General features: G+C 72.8%; 17 protein-coding genes. 1 reads left to right on the top strand and 16 read right to left on the bottom strand.

The genetic code is table 11. The features are described 5' to 3' along the window. Positions 1 to 149 precede the first annotated feature (149 nt). From KDN32_RS18300 to KDN32_RS18360, 13 genes are all read right to left on the bottom strand, one after another. On the bottom strand, positions 150 to 695 hold the full coding sequence (locus tag KDN32_RS18300) for a basic secretory protein-like protein (RefSeq protein WP_211733673.1): 546 nt from the start codon (positions 693 to 695) through the stop codon (positions 150 to 152). Between the two features lie 14 nt (positions 696 to 709). Further along, the gene (locus tag KDN32_RS18305) at positions 710 to 1,039 is read right to left on the bottom strand and encodes a histone-like nucleoid-structuring protein Lsr2 (RefSeq protein ID WP_211733674.1); all 330 of its coding nucleotides are present in this window, start codon (positions 1,037 to 1,039) and stop codon (positions 710 to 712) included. A gap of 106 nt (positions 1,040 to 1,145) precedes the next feature. Then, entirely contained in the window at positions 1,146 to 1,916 is a 771-nt protein-coding gene (locus KDN32_RS18310) for a type III pantothenate kinase (RefSeq protein ID WP_211733675.1), read from the bottom strand. 16 nt (positions 1,917 to 1,932) lie between these two features. Then, positions 1,933 to 2,847, bottom strand: coding sequence for a carboxylating nicotinate-nucleotide diphosphorylase (nadC, locus tag KDN32_RS18315; protein ID WP_211733676.1), 915 nt, complete (start codon positions 2,845 to 2,847; stop codon positions 1,933 to 1,935). Beyond that, positions 2,844 to 4,577, bottom strand: coding sequence for an L-aspartate oxidase (locus tag KDN32_RS18320; protein WP_211733677.1), 1,734 nt, complete (start codon positions 4,575 to 4,577; stop codon positions 2,844 to 2,846). The genes nadC and KDN32_RS18320 overlap by 4 nt, the downstream gene beginning before the upstream one ends. A 9-nt stretch (positions 4,578 to 4,586) precedes the next feature. Further along, positions 4,587 to 5,003: an aspartate 1-decarboxylase gene (gene panD, locus KDN32_RS18325; RefSeq protein WP_211733678.1), complete on the bottom strand. Its 417-nt coding sequence runs from the start codon at positions 5,001 to 5,003 to the stop codon at positions 4,587 to 4,589. Further along, positions 5,003 to 5,941 (bottom strand): pantoate--beta-alanine ligase, encoded by a 939-nt coding sequence (gene panC / locus KDN32_RS18330; protein WP_211733679.1) that lies wholly within the window; start codon positions 5,939 to 5,941, stop codon positions 5,003 to 5,005. Before panC ends, panD begins: the two co-directional genes overlap by 1 nt. After that, a complete protein-coding gene (locus KDN32_RS18335) occupies positions 5,938 to 6,846 on the bottom strand; it encodes a Rossmann-like and DUF2520 domain-containing protein (RefSeq protein WP_211733680.1) in 909 nt (302 codons plus the stop codon). The genes panC and KDN32_RS18335 overlap by 4 nt, the downstream gene beginning before the upstream one ends. 132 nt (positions 6,847 to 6,978) lie before the next feature. Further along, positions 6,979 to 7,644: a methionine ABC transporter permease gene (locus KDN32_RS18340; protein ID WP_211733681.1), complete on the bottom strand. Its 666-nt coding sequence runs from the start codon at positions 7,642 to 7,644 to the stop codon at positions 6,979 to 6,981. After that, on the bottom strand, positions 7,641 to 8,669 hold the full coding sequence (locus KDN32_RS18345) for a methionine ABC transporter ATP-binding protein (protein WP_211733682.1): 1,029 nt from the start codon (positions 8,667 to 8,669) through the stop codon (positions 7,641 to 7,643). Before KDN32_RS18345 ends, KDN32_RS18340 begins: the two co-directional genes overlap by 4 nt. A 27-nt stretch (positions 8,670 to 8,696) precedes the next feature. After that, a complete protein-coding gene (locus tag KDN32_RS18350) occupies positions 8,697 to 9,635 on the bottom strand; it encodes a MetQ/NlpA family ABC transporter substrate-binding protein (protein ID WP_211733683.1) in 939 nt (312 codons plus the stop codon). A gap of 190 nt (positions 9,636 to 9,825) precedes the next feature. Next, a complete protein-coding gene (locus KDN32_RS18355; protein WP_211733684.1) occupies positions 9,826 to 10,776 on the bottom strand; it encodes a glycosyltransferase in 951 nt (316 codons plus the stop codon). Further along, positions 10,773 to 11,882: a sulfotransferase family protein gene (locus KDN32_RS18360; RefSeq protein WP_307854212.1), complete on the bottom strand. Its 1,110-nt coding sequence runs from the start codon at positions 11,880 to 11,882 to the stop codon at positions 10,773 to 10,775. Before KDN32_RS18360 ends, KDN32_RS18355 begins: the two co-directional genes overlap by 4 nt. A gap of 79 nt (positions 11,883 to 11,961) precedes the next feature. On the opposite strand from KDN32_RS18360, the gene KDN32_RS18365 reads away from it, so the two are divergent. Then, entirely contained in the window at positions 11,962 to 13,077 is a 1,116-nt protein-coding gene (locus KDN32_RS18365) for a glycosyltransferase family 2 protein (protein ID WP_211733685.1), read from the top strand. A gap of 245 nt (positions 13,078 to 13,322) precedes the next feature. Here the strand turns inward: KDN32_RS18365 and KDN32_RS18370 are convergent, their stop codons facing one another. The 3 genes from KDN32_RS18370 to KDN32_RS18380 are packed head-to-tail and all read right to left on the bottom strand — an operon-like array spanning position 13,323 to position 15,788. After that, positions 13,323 to 14,276, bottom strand: a complete 954-nt coding sequence (locus KDN32_RS18370) for an ABC transporter substrate-binding protein (RefSeq protein ID WP_211733686.1) — start codon at positions 14,274 to 14,276, stop codon at positions 13,323 to 13,325. 52 nt (positions 14,277 to 14,328) lie between these two features. Beyond that, entirely contained in the window at positions 14,329 to 15,093 is a 765-nt protein-coding gene (locus KDN32_RS18375; protein WP_211733687.1) for an ABC transporter permease, read from the bottom strand. After that, positions 15,090 to 15,788: an ABC transporter permease gene (locus KDN32_RS18380; protein ID WP_211733688.1), complete on the bottom strand. Its 699-nt coding sequence runs from the start codon at positions 15,786 to 15,788 to the stop codon at positions 15,090 to 15,092. The genes KDN32_RS18375 and KDN32_RS18380 overlap by 4 nt, the downstream gene beginning before the upstream one ends. Positions 15,789 to 15,790: the final 2 nt, after the last annotated feature.

Below are 15,790 nucleotides of genomic sequence, written 5' to 3' on the forward strand. Positions count from 1 at the left end.
CCTCTACGTCTGCGTGTGCCTCGTCACCGACGCAGGCGGTCGGCTCCGGACACTGGGCTCAACGCCCGAGATCAGCCTACGTGTTCCCACCCCCCGCACCAGAGCGTCCGCTGACAGCGAACGTCCGACTGTGCCGGACCGGGGCGTCCTCACCCGGCGTGGTGGGCCTCGTAGGCCGCCACGACGTCGGCCAGCGACCGCCCGTCGGGGGTGAACCGCAGCTCGTCGTGGCGGCCGCTGCGGGCCGCGGCGACCGCGTGGGCCACCGATCCGGGCACCTCGCTCTCCAGCCAGGCCAGGAAGTGCGCCGTGGTCTGGTAGCCGGCCGTCGCGGCCCCCGGCTCGTGGTGGGGCGCGGACCACGAGGTCTCGAGGCCGACGTGGTTGCGCGCGAGGTCGGCGACGCCCTCGAGCAGCCACGACGTGCCCTCCGGGATCCGGGTGAGGGCGAGGAGCGCGTGGGAGAGCTCGTGGACCACGGCCCCGGCGTCGTCGGGGTGCTCGGTGAACCACGGCTCGGACAGCGCGACGTGGTTGCGCACGCAGAACGCCGCGACGTCGTCGCGCCGCACCACGTGCACGTGGACGCGGGGCAGCGGTGCCCGCAGGCCCATCAGGTCCGCCACCGCGGGCGTGTGCACCCGGACGACGTCACGGCCCCACGCCCGGAGGGCGGCGCGGCGACGGAGTCCCACGCGCAGGTGCGCGGTCAGTGGGCGGCGTCGTAGGCCTGCTGCACGTCGGCGGAGATCCGGCCGCGCTCGGAGACCTCCATGCCCTGGGCCTTGGCCCACTCGCGCACGTCCTTGGTGTTGGAGGAGGACGACGAGCCGCCGGAGGAACGGCGGGTGCGGCGCGCGCCCCCGGTCACCTTGCGCGCGTGGCCGACGTAGCCGCTGAGCGCCTCGCGCAGCGCGGAGGCGTTGGCGTCGTTGAGGTCGATCTCGTAGGAGGTGCCGTCGAGCCCGAACGTCACGGTCTCGGTGGCCTCGGTGCCGTCGAGGTCGTCGACGAGAACGATGTTGACCTTCTGCGCCATGGTGAATTCCTTTGCTTCGTGCTTTTCGAGAAAAGGGGGACGAAAAGCAGTGTGGCAGCAATTCGACGTCGGCACAAAAGGGTCAGGAAAACCCTGACGAGGACATTCAGGAATTGCGCTCGAAAACGAGCCGCAAACCCTGGAGCGTGAGCCACGGTGAATGGTCGGTGAAACACCCACAATCGTCGACGACGAGGCTGGCCAAATGCCCGGTGGAAATCACCGAGACCTCCTCGACGGGCTCGGCGAGCTCGGCGATCATGCGCGCCACCAGGCCCTCCACCTGCGCGGCGACGCCGAAGACCATCCCGCTCTGCAGCGCCTCCACGGTGTTCTTCGCGATCACCGAGCGCGGGCGGGCGAGCTCGACCTTGCGCAATTGGGCGCCGCGACGACCGAGGGCCTCGAGGGAGATCTCGATGCCCGGCGAGATCGCACCGCCGACGTACTGGCCGCGGCGGTTCACCACGTCGAACGTCGTCGCGGTGCCGAAGTCGACGACGATGGCCGGACCGCCGTGGAGGGTGGCGGCGGCGAGCGAGTTCACGATCCGGTCGGAGCCGACCTCGCGCGGGTTGTCCATCAGGACGGGGATCCCGGTCCGCACGCCCGGCTCGACCACGATCGCCCGCACGTGGGTGAAGTGCCGCTCGATCATCTCGCGCCACTCGTGCAGCACCGCCGGGACGGTGGCGCACACCGCGATGCCGTCGACGGAGTCGAGGGCCGGCCCGAGCAGGCCGCGGATCAGGACCGACCACTCGTCGGCGGTGCGGCGCTCGTCGGTCGCGACCCGCCAGTGGGCGCTCACCTCCTCGCCGTCGAGCACGCCGAGGAACGTGTGGCTGTTGCCGATGTCGGCGGTGAGGAGCGTCATCTCGGTGACTCCTGGTTCATTCCACGAGGTCGAGCCCGAGGTCGAGGACGACCACGGAGTGGGTGAGGGCGCCGACGGAGACGTAGTCGACGCCGGTCGCGCCGATCCGTGCGGCCCGCTCGAGGGTGATCCCGCCGCTGGCCTCGAGCGGCACGCGGCCCGCGGTGCGGCGCACGGCCTCGGTCATCGTCGCGTCGTCCATGTTGTCGAGCAGCACCCGTTCGGGCAGCTCGGGCAGGGCGAGCAGCTCGTCGAGCTGGTCGAGGGTCGTCACCTCGACCTCCACCGGCAGGCCCGGGTAGCCGGCGCGGATCGCCGCGAGCGCGGGCAGCACCCCGCCGGCGGCGATCACGTGGTTGTCCTTCACCATCGCCATGTCGGTGAGGCCGAAGCGGTGGTTGACCCCGCCGCCGCAGCGCACCGCGTACTTCTGGAGCGCCCGCAGGCCGGGCAGCGTCTTGCGGGTGTCGAGGACCCGCGTCGGCGACCCGGCGAGCGCCTCGACCCAGCGGGCCGTGGCGGTGGCGACGCCGGACAGGTGGCAGGCGAGGTTGAGCGCGGTGCGCTCGGCGACGAGCAGCTGCCGGGTCGGGCCGGCCACCCGCATCACCACGTCGCCGCGCGCGGCGCGGGTGCCGTCGGGCACCCGGTGGGTGACCTCGGTGCCGAGGAGGTGGAAGACGACCGCGGCGACGGCGAGCCCGGCGACGACGCCGTCCTGGCGCGCGGCGAGCACGGCCTCTGCGGTGGCGTCCTCGGAGATCGTCGCCCAGCTGGTGGGGTCGGGCGGCCCGTCGGGGAGGTCCTCGGCGAGCGCGCGCCGCACGACGTCGACGACGTACGCCTCGTCGAGCCCGGCGGCGGCCAGGTCGTCGCGCACGTCGGCGGGCAGGTCGGTCGTGTCGGCGCTCAGGTGGGAGGGGGCGCTCATGCGGGGACCTCGGTGGTGGAGGGATCGGTGGAGGGGGCGTGGGTCCACTCGACGCGGACGGTGCCTCCCGGCTCGAGCCAGCAGTCGACGTGGCCGGCGCGGGTGTCGTCGCGGTCCGGGAAGTCCTCGCGCCAGTGCGACCCGCGGGTCTCGGTGCGGAGCGCGGCGGCCTCGGTGAGCGCGGTGCTGACCGTGACCAAGTTGGTGGTCTCCCAGGCCGGCGGGCCGACCTCGGGGTCGCCGTGCTCGAGGGCGGCGAGGACGTCGAGGGCCTCGGCGAGGCCGTCGGCGTCGCGCAGCACGCCGACCCGCGCGGTCATCACGTCCTGCAGCTCGCGGCGCCGCTCGCCGGAGACGAGGCCCTCCGCGCGCTCGTCGTCGGCGGGCTCGGCCCAGGGCCGCAGCTCGGCGGGCAGCACGTCGGCGATCCGGCGGGAGAAGACCAGGCCCTCGAGGAGCGAGTTGGACGCCAGCCGGTTGGCGCCGTGGACGCCGGAGCAGGCGACCTCGCCGGTGGCGTAGAGCCCGGGGACGGTGGTGCGACCCCAGAGGTCGGTGGCGACGCCGCCCGAGGCGTAGTGCTGCGCGGGCGCGACCGGGATCAGCTCGGTCACCGGGTCGACGCCGTGCTCGCGGCAGACGCGGAGGATCGTGGGGAAGCGCCGCTCCCAGAATCTCGTGACGATCGCTTCGCGATCTCCTCGATCACCGCCGCTCGCTTCGCTCGCTCCCGTCCCGAGGTGTCGCGCGTCGAGCCACATGTGCGGCCGGCCGGTCTCGAGCATCCGGCGGGTGATCGCCTTCGCCACCACGTCGCGCGGCGCGAGGTCGGCGAGCTCGTGCTGGCCCTGCATGAAGCGGGTGCCGCCCTCCTCCGGCAGCGCGTCGACGAGGAACGCGCCCTCGCCACGCACCGCCTCCGAGATCAGCGGCTGCTGGCCCTGCGAGTCGGGCCCGAGCCACATCACGGTGGGGTGGAACTGGACGAACTCCAGGTCGCGCACCCGGGCGCCCGCGCGCATCGCGAGCGCCATCCCGTCGCCGGTGGACACGCTCGGGTTGGTGGACTGGCTGAACACCTGGCCCAGCCCGCCGGAGGCGAGGACGACCGCCCGGCAGTGGACCGCGCCGACGCCGTCGTGCTGCCCCTCGCCGAGGACGTGGAGGGTGAGGCCGGCGACCCCGCCGGCGGGGGCGCGCAGCAGGTCGACGGCCAGCGCGTGCTGGACGACCTCGATCGCGGGCGCGCGCTCGACCGCGGCGATGAGGGCACGCTGGATCTCCGCGCCGGTCGCGTCGCCGCCGGCGTGCGCGATCCGGTCGCGGTGGTGGCCGCCCTCGCGGGTCAGGGACAGCTCGCCGTCGGGGTGGAGGTCGAACTGCGTCCCGAGCGCGATCAGCTCGCGCACCGCCTCGGGCCCCTCCGTCACGAGCACCCGCACGGCGTCGACGTCGCAGGCCCCGGCGCCGGCCACGAGCGTGTCGCGCTCGTGCTGCTCGGGGGTGTCGCCCGGCCCGAGGGCGGCCGCGATGCCGCCCTGCGCCCACTGCGTGGACCCCGCGGCGAGCACGTCCTTGGTGACGACCAGCAGGCGCAGCCCCGGGTCCGCCGCGTGGATGCGCAGCGCGGCGGTGAGCCCGGCGATGCCGGACCCCACCACCACGACGTCGGCGCGGGTCGTCCAGCCGGGGGCCGGGGCGCGCAGGCGACCGGGCAGGCTCTCGCTCATCCGGGCAACCTATCGAGCCAGCGCGTCGCCCCGCCGCAGGGTCTCGTCGCCGAAGGTCTCGGCGGGGTCGAAGCCGGTGCCCATGATCGCGTTGTCGGCGTCGACGAAGACGACGTGCGGCTGGTGCTCGCGCGCCTCCTCGGTGGTCATCTGGCCGTAGGCGATGAGGATCACCACGTCGCCGGGGTGGACCAGGCGCGCGGCCGCGCCGTTGATCCCGATCACGCCCGAGCCGCGCTCGCCGGCGATCGTGTACGTCTCGAGGCGGGCGCCGTTGGTCACGTCGACGATGTGCACGAGCTCACCGGGCAGGAGGTCGGCGGCGTCGAGCAGGTCCTCGTCGACCGTCACCGAGCCGACGTAGTGCAGGTCGGCCTGGGTCACGGTGGCCCGGTGGATCTTGGACGTCATCATGGTGCGCAGCATCAGCCGCTCCTCTCACTGGTGGTCGAGGCCGCAGGTGCGGTCCCCGCCTGGCGCGCATCGGGGGTGATGCGGTCGAACACGATCGGCAGGTTGTCGATCAGCCGCGTGCTGCCGAGGCGCGCCGCGACGAGGATCCGCCCCTCGCCGCGCTCCGGGGGCTCACCCAGGTCGACCGAGGTGAGCGCGAGGTAGTCGAGCTCGAGGGCCGGCTCCTCCTTGAGGACCGCCATGGCCGCCCACCGCGCGGCGGGCACGCCGTAGGCCGCCCGGTCCTGCGCGGCGCGCAGCGCCCGGCTCAGGACGGTCGCGGCGCGGCGCTGGTCGGCGTCGAGGTACGCGTTGCGGCTCGACAGCGCCAGCCCGTCGGGCTCGCGGACCGTCTCGGCCCCGATCACCTCGATGCCCAGGCAGAGGTCGCTGACCATCCGGCGGACCAGGGCGAGCTGCTGGTAGTCCTTCTGACCGAAGACCGCGACGTCGGGCCGGACCAGGCCGAAGAGCTTGGCGACCACGGTCAGCACGCCGTCGAAGTGCCCCGGCCGCGACTCCCCGTCGAGGATCGTGGCGAGCGCGCCCGGTGCGACGGTGACGCCGTCGTGCACCGACTCGTGGCTGAACCCGCCCGGGTACATCTCCTCGACGGCGGGGGCGAAGACCACGTCGACGCCCTCGGCGGCGCAGACCTCGAGGTCGGCGTCGAGGGTGCGCGGGTAGCGGTCGAGGTCCTCGGTCGGGGCGAACTGCATCGGGTTGACGAAGATGCTCGCGACGACCGGGCCGTCGGCCGCGGCGCGGGCCGTGCGGAAGAGGCTGGCGTGGCCGGCGTGGAGCGCCCCCATGGTCGGCACGAACGCCACGCGCCGGCCCGTACGTCGGGCGTCGGCGAGCAGCGCGGCGAGCTCCTCGCGAGTGCTCGCGAGGACGGGGCCCGAGGTCATCGCGGGTCGGTGCCCGCGTTGACGAACGCCTCGGCGGCGTCGAGGACCTGGAGCATCTTCTGCGCGCGGATCGGCAGCAGCCGGCCGTCGGTGGCGGCCCGTCCGAGGGTGGCGTGGGCGAGCGCGAGGTAGGACGGCAGCGTCTGCGGGGCGTTCGCGAGCAGGTCGGCGACGTGGGCGCGGACCGTCTCGACGTCACCTCGGACGATCGGTCCGGTCAGGGCGGCGTCACCGTGGCCCAGGGCGTTGTCGAGGGCCGCGGTGAGCAGCGGCCGCAGCGTCGCGGCGGGGTCGTCGGCGCCGGCCGCGGACAGGATCTCCATCGCCTCGGTGACGAGGGTGACGAGGTGGTTGGCGCCGTGCGCGAGGCCGGCGTGGTAGAGCGTGCGTCGGTCCTCCGGGACCCACATCGGACGCCCGCCGAGGTCGGCGACGAGCCGCTCGGTCAGCTCGCGGTCGTCCTCGTCGGCGGTCACGCCGAAGACGCAGCCGGCGAGGCGCGGCAGGTCGACCGCGGTGCCGGTGAAGGTCATCGCCGGGTGCATCGCGATCGTCCGGGCGCCGAGCGCGCGGGCCGGCGCGAGGACCGCGAGGCCGTGCCGGCCGCTGGTGTGCACCACGACCTGGCCCGCGCGGATGGCACCGCTGTCGCTGAGCACCCGCACCACGTTGGCGAGCATGTCGTCAGGAACGGTGAGCAGCAGCAGGTCGCTGGCACGCGCGACCTCGGTCGGCTTGAGCACCTCGACGCCGGGGAGCAGCGCCTCGACCCGGCCACGGGAGGCGTCGGACTCACCGGCGGCGGCGACCACGTCGTGGCCGGCGTCGCGGAGTCCGCGGGCGAGGACGGCGCCGACGCGGCCGGCTCCGATCACGCCCACGCGGAAGGTGCGGTCGTACGTCATGGTGGTGACCTCTTCGTTTCAGTCCCTCGCGGGTACCGATCTACTGCGATCAACACCGAGCCTACGCCCGCCGATTCCGGGCCGTCACCCGCCGCAGGGGGTGACGCGCGCCACTCCCCGGCCCCGGGCGGGTCAGCGCCGCAGGATCCGGCGGGCGGCGGTGTTGCCCGCGAGCTGGCCGACCTGCACCAGGGCGACGATCACGACCACCGCGGTCCACGTGACGACGGTGTCGAACTGGCGGAAGCCGTACTGCAGCGCGAAGTTGCCCAGCCCGCCGCCGCCGACGACGCCGGCGATCGCGGTCATGTCGACGATCGCGACGAAGACGAACGTGTAGCCGAGGACGAGGGGACCGAGCGCCTCGGGGATGACCACGGTGCGCACGATCCGAGCCCGGCTGGCACCGACCGAGCGTGCCGCCTCGATGACGCCGGGGTCGACCGTCACCAGGTTCTGCTCCACGATCCGGCTGATGCCGAACATCGCCGCGACGGTGAGCGCGAAGACGATCGCCGGGTTGCCGATGCCGGTGCCGACGACCACCCGCGCGAGCGGCTGGACGGCCGCGATGAAGATGACGAACGGGATCGGGCGGAAGAAGTTGACCAGCACGTTGAGCACCACGTGGACCGGACGGCTGGCGTAGAGCCCGCCGCTGCGGGTGACGTAGAGCGCGAGGCCGAGCAGCAGCCCGAGCAGCCCGCCCATCGTCAGCGTGAGCGCGACCATGTAGAGGGTCTCCCACGCCGCGGTCCAGAAGAGCGGCCAGAGCTGGCCGATGTTGCTGTCGCTCATCGCTGGAGCTCCTTCACCGGGACGAGCGCCCGTACGTCGTCGAGGGCGGCGTCCACCGCCCCCGCCTCGCCGTCGAGGGCGAGGGTCAGGTTGCCGAAGGTGTCGCCCTGCACCTCCTCGATCCCGCCGTAGACGAGCTCGAAGCGCACGCCGTGCCGCAGCAGCAGCGCGAAGACGTCGCTCTGGCGCACCGCGTCGCCGCGGAAGGCGAGCTTGACGAAGCGGCCCGGGTGGCGCGCGTGCAGCGCGGCGAGCGCCTCGGCGTCGGGCTCGTCGTCGACGACGGTGCCGACGAAGCGCCGGGTCACGGGCTGCTGCGGGTCGGACATGACCTGGAGGACCGGCCCCTCCTCCACGACCCGACCCGCCTCCATCACGACGACGCGGTGGGCCAGGCTGCGGACCACGTCCATCTCGTGGGTGATCACCACGATGGTGATGCCGAGCTCGCGGTTGACCCGCCGCAGCAGTGCCAGCACCTCCTGCGTGGTCTCCGGGTCGAGTGCGCTCGTCGACTCGTCGGCCAGCAGCAGCCGGGGGTTGGTGGCGAGCGCGCGGGCGATGCCGACGCGCTGCTTCTGGCCGCCGGAGAGCTCCTCGACCTGGGCGTGCGCCTTCTCGGCGAGGCCGACGAAGTGGAGCAGGTCGGAGATCCGCTTGTCCCGCTCGGCCTTCGCGACGCCGGCCACCTCGAGCGGGTAGGCGATGTTGCCCCACACCGTGCGCGAGCGGAACAGGTTGAACTGCTGGAAGATCATCCCGATCCCGAGTCGGACCTCCCGCAGGTCGCGCTCCTTGAGCCCGGTGATCTCGCGCCCCGCGATCCGCACGCTCCCCGAGGTCGTGGTCTCCAGCGCGTTGACCAGCCGCACCAGGGTGGACTTGCCGGCGCCGGAGTAGCCCACGATGCCGACGATCTCGCCCTCCTCGACGCTCAGGTCGACCCCGCGGATGGCCTCGACCGGTGCGCGGCCGCGTCCTCCGGGGAACGTCTTGTGCACGTCGGTCAGCTCGACGATCGGCATGGGGCTCCTCCCTCCGCTCCGCCGGGACTACTGCTGGGCGAGGGTGTCGGCCTCGACCTTGTCGAGGGCGGTCTGCAGCTCGTCCTGCGGGACCTTCACCAGCTCGGCGGTGCCGCCCGACACGTCCTGCACGCCGTCGAGCACGGCCTGGGTGTCCTGGTAGATCTCGACGAGCTTGAGCAGCGTCGGGTCGTCCCGGTCCTCGGCGCGGACCGCGAAGACGTTGACGTAGGGCAGCGCGGTGGGGTCGGCGGCGTCGTCGGTCGCGAGCGCGTCGTCGAACTCCAGCCCGGCCTTCTCCACGAAGTCGTTGTTGACGATCGCGGCGGCGACGTCGGGCAGCGAGGTCGGGGTGAGGTCGGCCTTGATCGCCTTGACCTCGACGCGGGACGCGCCCTGGTCGATGTCAGCGAGCGTGGAGTAGATGGTGCCGCCGTCCTTCAGCGTGATCAGGCCGGCCGACTGGAGGATGAGCAGGCCGCGGGCCTGGTTGCTGTCGTCGTCGGGGACGACCACGGTGTCGCCGTCCTGGATCTCGTCGACGGAGTCGTACTGCGTGGAGTAGAGGCCGAGCGGGTAGATCGCGGTCGACCCGAGCGGCACGATGTCGCCGTCGTTGGCGGCGTTGTACTCGGCCAGGTAGACGAGGTGCTGGAACTGGTTCACGTCCAGCTCGCCCTCGGCGAGCGCCGGGTTGGGCTGGGTGTAGTCGGCGAAGTCGCGGACCTCGAGGTCGATGCCCTCCTCAGCCGCGGCGTCCTCGAACGTCCGCCAGTACGGGTCGCTGGCGCCGACCGTGCCGAGCACGACCTTCTCGCTGCCGGCGCCGGCAGTGGCGTCGGCGTCGTCCCCGCGGGTGAGGAACACCGCGGCGACCACGGCGAGGACCACCACGACGGCGGCCGCCACGAGGAGCGGGGTGCGCCGCGAGGAGGGCGGGGCGATCTGCGGGAGCTGCTCGGACATGGCGTGGGGCCTTTCGTCGTACGTCGTCGAGTGCAGGGCGGTCGGCCCGCGCGTGGGGGCGCCGCTCAAAAAACACTAATCGAATCGACTAACAACAGTTTAATCGCGGCGGCCGCAGTCGGCTGGAACCCGACGGCACGCCGCGACCATCCGGGGAGGCGATGTGAACCGCCTCACGACGGGGCAACCCTCAGGCGCGCAGGTGCAGCTTGGCGTGGTCGGGGTCGTCGACGACGAACGGGCGCGGGGCGCGCGGCAGCCACGTGTGGGTGACGTGGTCGACGACGTGCACGCCGTCGGGCGCGACGATCTCCACCACGCCCTCGGGGACCTCGCCGTCGTGCAGCGCGTTCCAGACCAGCCACTCGCGCCGCTTGCGCCGGTTGCGGATCGAGGTGGCGAACGACTCGGGGTTGGTCCAGTGGGCGAACTCGTCGCCGTCGAGCCACTTCAGCTCCACGCAGAGGCCCTGCGGGAGGGCGAACATCTCGATCCGGTCCGGCGTCGTGCGGATCTCCCACTCCGGCGCCTTGGTGTAGACGTAGTCGGGGCTCATCGGGAAGCCCCACTCCTCGATGTTGCGCAGGCCCAGGTCGAGGAACGCGCGACGGTCCGACTCGATGTAGAGACCGTGGCGCGGGAAGCGGATCACGGCCTCGGCCATGCCGACCTGCCACGACAGGTCGGACATCGACACCTCGCCCTCGGTCGTGAGGACCATGTCGCCGTCCCACTTCCACGAGTAGCGGGTGCGGACGTGGGAGAAGCACCAGTTGTAGAAGTAGGCCAGCGAGTGCACCGAGCGCTCGTTGACCGCCAGGTGCTCAGCCCCCGCGCGGGCCACCTCGAAGGGGTACTCCTTCAGCGTGAACCGGTCGGCGAGGCCGTGTGCGGCGGCGACCCGGAGGGCCTCCTCGCCGGTGCCGTCGTCCGAGCCGTTGTCGACCAGCAGGACGTGGTCGCAGGCCCGCAGCAGCGGCGGCAGCACGAACCGGAGGCCGGGAGCCTCGTTCTTGACCCGCAGCACGGCGGTGGCCCCGCGCCGCAGCCCGCCGGGCTGGTTCCACGGCCACACGATGTCGAAGTCGGTGTGGCCCTCGAGGTTGGTGAGCCCGTGGCCGGCCCCGACGGGGACGCTCACTGCTCGGTCCCGGCCGCGTCCCGCTCGCGCCCGAGCGCCTTGCGCACGCCACGCCGCACCGAGGGCGGGATCGCGGCACGTACGTCGTGGGGCACGCGGTCGGCGAGCGACCTCGGCGGAGCGTCGGCCCCCGCCTCGGCGAGCGCCTGGCGACGGCCCTGGAGCCGGGCGTGGACCGCCGACGAGCGGCTGATCGCGGCCGCCTCGTCGTAGAGGTCGACGTACTCCTCGCGCAGCTGGTCGAAGGTCGCGTGGGCGGTCGTGGTGTCGCCGCCGTCGTCGGCGAGCTTGTTGAGCTCGTCCCAGGTGGCCGCGGTCAGCTCGTGCAGCCGGCGCGGCAGCCCGAGGTCCTCGAGGGAGGCGGTGACGCGGCGCAACGTCGGGTCGATGAAGCGGTGCACCTCGCGGATCTGGTCGCTGCGGGTGTGGATGATCGTCTGCAGGTCGAGCGCGTGGCCGAGCGCGGTCGTGGTGCGCACCCAGTCGGTCAGCAGGTCCTCGTAGCGGACGAAGACGCGTCCGCCGTCGCCCTCGGCGGGACGCGTGGCCCGCTCGGTGTGGAGCAGCATGTTGACCCAGCTGGCGGCGAGGTGGGCCGAGCCGAGCTTGTTGGCGTAGTACTTCTGCTTCGAGCCCACGACCTCCGCCGGCGGGCGCAGCATGGTGGCGAAGACCGGCGTGGCGCCGGTCCGGATCGCGGCGACGCGCCAGAGGCCGAGGAACCAGCTCAGCCGGGGGTCCTTCACGACCAGCTCGGGGTGCTCGGCGAAGTGGGGCTCGAGCCACTCGCTGACCCGGATCCGCGCGGGCTCGCGGCTGCAGATGCGACCGGTGTCGAACCACGCCGAGGGACGCGAGTCGCTGACCTGGACGAGCGCCTCGGCGAGCCACTCGTCGTGGACGTCGACCACCCACTGGGGCTCGCTGAAGCCGCGGGGGTTGGAGTCGTCCGGCGGGACCTCCGGCAGGGGCACGTGCATGCCCAGCCTGGACACGATGCCGGCCAGGGTGCTGGTGCCGCTGCGTCCGGCACCGGCGACGAACAGGACCTTGCGGGACACGCCGTCGGGGTTCATCTCGTCGATCGCTCTGGGCTGCTCGGTCACGGCGGGCAGCCTACCGGCGCCCGACCCGGCACCCACGGTCCCCGGCGGTCGCCCCGCTCATCACCTAGGGTCGTCGCCCATGAAGCGCCTCCTGCGTCGGGCCCCGCTGCTGGGGGTCGTGATCCCCGCATGGGGCGTCGAGGACTACCTCGACGACTGCGTGCGCTCGCTGCTCGCGCAGACCCACACCCGGTGGCAGGCGGTCATCGTCGACGACGGCTCGACCGACCGCACCGGCGACCTGGCCGACGCGTGGGCGGCCCGCGACCACCGGATCTCGGTGGTCCACCAGGCCAACGCCGGTCTCGGCGCGGCCCGCAACACCGGCGTCGCCCACGTGCGCGGCGACTACCTCGCGTTCCTCGACTCCGACGACGTCCTGCCGCGCACGGCGTACGCCGACCTGCTGGGGTCGCTGCAGCAGTCCGGGTCCGACCTCGCGACCGGGTCGATCGTGCGCTGGGAGGACGGCACCCTCACCGAGCCGCCGTGGATGCGACGCCTGCACCGCCCGCTGCGGCACGCGCGGGTCGAGGACCGGCCCGAGATCCTCGGCGACGTCTTCGCGTGGAACAAGGTGTGGCGTCGCTCGGCGTGGGACGCCGCTGGCCTCACCTGGCCGGAGGGGATCCGCTACGAGGACCAGCCGACCACGACCCGCGCCTTCCTCGACGGCACCTTCGACGTGCTGGAGGAGGTCGTCTACCACTGGCGGATCCGCGCCGGGTCGATCACCCAGACCCGCGCCTCGTCGGTCGCCGACCTCGCCGACCGCTGGGAGACCAAGCGGATGGCGCTCGCGTCCGTGCAGGCGCACGGCGACCCCGAGGTCGAGCGGGTCTTCCGCGACCGGGTGCTGGCCGGTGACCTGTGGCGCTACTTCCTGCTGGTGCCCGGGTGCACGCCCGACTGGTGGCGGATGCTGCGCTCGGGCGTGCTCGAGCTGTGGGGAACCGGCCTCGTCGACAGCGGTCTGCCGCCCGTCCACCGGCTCGCCGGCTGGCTCGTGGCCGAGGACCGCCGCGCCGACGTCACCTCCCTGATGGAGTGGGTGGCCGCCCTCGACGGGCCGGCGCCGCGTGCGCAGGACATCGCGACCGGCGCCTGGCGGCTGTCGGTCCCGCCGTCGGTGCTCGACGAGACGACCGTCCCGACTGAGGCGCTCGCCCTGCGCGACCACGAGCTCGGTGGGTGAGGTGCGAGCTCCTGATCGTCGGTGGGTGAGGTGCGAGCTCCTGGTCGTCGGTGGTTGAGGTGCGAGCGGAGCGAGCCTCGAAACCACACCCGTGAGGGAGTGGTTTCGAGGCTCGTCGCTAGCGCTCCGCGCACCTCAACCACCGAGGACAATGCGCCGGTGCTCCTCGCACCTCAACCACCGAGGAGAATGCGCCGGTGCTCCTCGCACCTCGACCACCGAGGAGAATGCGCTGGCGGCGCAGGTCAGCCGAGCAGGCCCTCCGAGGTGAGGAAGTCGTTGGCGACGTCCTCGGGCTTGGCGCGGTCGACGGCCATCTGGCCGTTCATCTCGGTGAGGTTCTCCGTGGTGAGCGCGGCCATCAGCGGGTTGAGGATGTCGGCCACGTCCGGGTGGTCGGCGAGGAACTCCGCCGAGACGGCCGGCACCAGGTTCTGAGCCGGCTGGATCTCCTTGTCGTCCTCGAGGACGACGAGGCCCTGGGACTCCAGGGTGCCGTCGGTGGTGGAGGTCTCGCCGAGCTGGGACTCGCCGCTGAGCACCGACTGGTAGGTCTGGTCGGAGGCGTAGCCGAGCTCGAGCACCTTGGTCACGTCGATGCCGTAGTCGTCGGACAGGCCGCCCTCGCAGTCGAGGCGACCCTCGCAGTCGGGGGCCGCGGCGAGCACGACGCTCGTGCCCTCGAGGTCGGACAGCGTGGTGACGCCCTCGGACTCGGAGTACTCCTGGGTCACGAAGAACGCGTTGGTGTCGGTGGCCGGGGAGATGTCGAGCAGCTCGATGCCGGCGTCCTTGAGCAGGCTGGCGCCGTCGTCGGCGAGCTGCTGGCCGTCGCCGGCCTCGAACGGCTTCGCGCTGTCGCCGTTGGCCTGGCTGTTGAGGAAGTTGACGATGCCGCCGACGTACTCCGGGACGATGTCGACGTCGCCGGGGAAGGTCGGCATGTAGGCGTCGCGGGAGTCGACGAGCTTGGTCTCCACGGTGTAGCCGGCGTCCTCGAGCAGCTGCTCGTACATCGAGGCGACGAGGGTCGCCTCGGGGAAGTTCTGGCCGGCGATCGTCAGCGAGCCCTTGTCGGCGGAGCCCGACGAGGAGTCGGAGCCTGCGTCGGTGGAGCTGTCGAGGTCGTCGCCGGCGCAGCCGGTGAGGGTGAGGGCGCTGGCCGCGAGGACCGCGGCGAGCGAACGAACCAGGTGCATGATGATCCTTCTGTGTCCCGCAGCGTCGCTGCGCGTGTCCGGAGGTAGGTCGTCAGCCGACGGATTCGGCGGGCTCGTCCACGGTAGCTGGGTTCACCGACAGTGCGTCGTTCCGAGGCCCGGACCCCGCACCCCTCCGGGTGGGGTCGGCGGCCCGCTGCACGAGCGCGGCGAGCAGCTCGAGCACCAGCGCCACGACGGCGACCACCAGCGCGCCGGCGATGCCCTTGCCGTAGTTGGAGCGGAAGAAGCCGTCGGTGATGACCTGGCCGAGCCCCGGCCCGGCCACCAGCGCGGCGATGGTCGCGGTGGCCCACACCTGCACCAGCGCCAGGCGCAGGCCCGACACGACCAGCGGCAGGCCGAGCGGGAGCTCGACGCGCCAGAACCGCTGCGCTCCCGTCATGCCCATCCCCCGTGCCGCCTCGCGCACGTCGGCCGGGACCTCGCGCATCGCGACGTAGGCGTTGGTGATGATCGGCGGCAGCGCGAACAGCGTCAGCGCGATCAGGGTGGCCAGGCCGGCGCGGCCGTACGGGCCCAGCCCGTCGGTGCCCGGCCACGGCGCCACGACCAGCAGGCCGAGCAGGGCGAAGGTCGGGATCGCGCGGCCCACGTTGGAGATGTTGATGGCGAGGAACCCGCCGCGTCCGAGGTGCCCCAGCCACAGCGCGAGCGGCAGCCCGACGACCATCGCCATCAGGAGGGCAGTCACGGTCAGCAGCAGCTGCTGGCCGAGCAGCGCGGCGATCCCGTCGCTCCCCGACCAGTTCGCGCCGTCGGAGAGGTAGGCCCACATGTCGGCGAAGACCCTCATGCCCGCGCTCCCCTCGTCCAGGGCGTCAGCACCCGTTGCACCAGCACCAGCACCACGTCGAGCACGACCGCCAGCACGACGCAGAGCACCGACGCGGTGAACAGCTCGGCGCGGAAGTTGGTCAGCACGCCGTCCTTGATCAGGTTGCCGAGCCCGCCGTAGGCGACCAGCGACCCGACCGTCGTCAGCGCGACGGTGGAGACGGTCGCGACCCGCAGGCCGGCCATCACGACCGGCACGGCGAGGGGCAGCTCGACCTTCATCAGCAGGCTGCCGCGGCCGTAGCCCAGGCCGGTCGCGGACTCGCGCACCTCGTCGGGCACCGCACGCAGGCCCTCGAGCAGGCTGCGGACCAGGATCGTCAGCGCGTAGAGCGCCAGTCCGATCACGACGGTCGTCGCGGTCAGCCCGGTGAACGGCACCAGCAGCGGGAACAGCGCCAGCGACGGCACCGTGTAGATCCCGGTGGTGACCGCCAGGATCGCCGACTCCAGCCGCGGGACCCGACGGGCGAGGAGCGCCAGCGGGAACGCGATCACGAGGCCGACCAGCACGGAGACGACCGTGATGCCGAGGTGCTGCACGGTCGCGTCGACGATCTCGGAGCGCCGGTCCGCGACGTAGTCGGCGCAGATCCAGTCGTTGACGAGCCGGCTGTAGCAGCTCGGGTCGTCGGCCACTGCCAGTAGGGTCACCG

This window comes from Nocardioides palaemonis (assembly GCF_018275325.1).
GTDB classification, from domain to species: Bacteria; Actinomycetota; Actinomycetes; order Propionibacteriales; family Nocardioidaceae; genus Nocardioides; species Nocardioides palaemonis.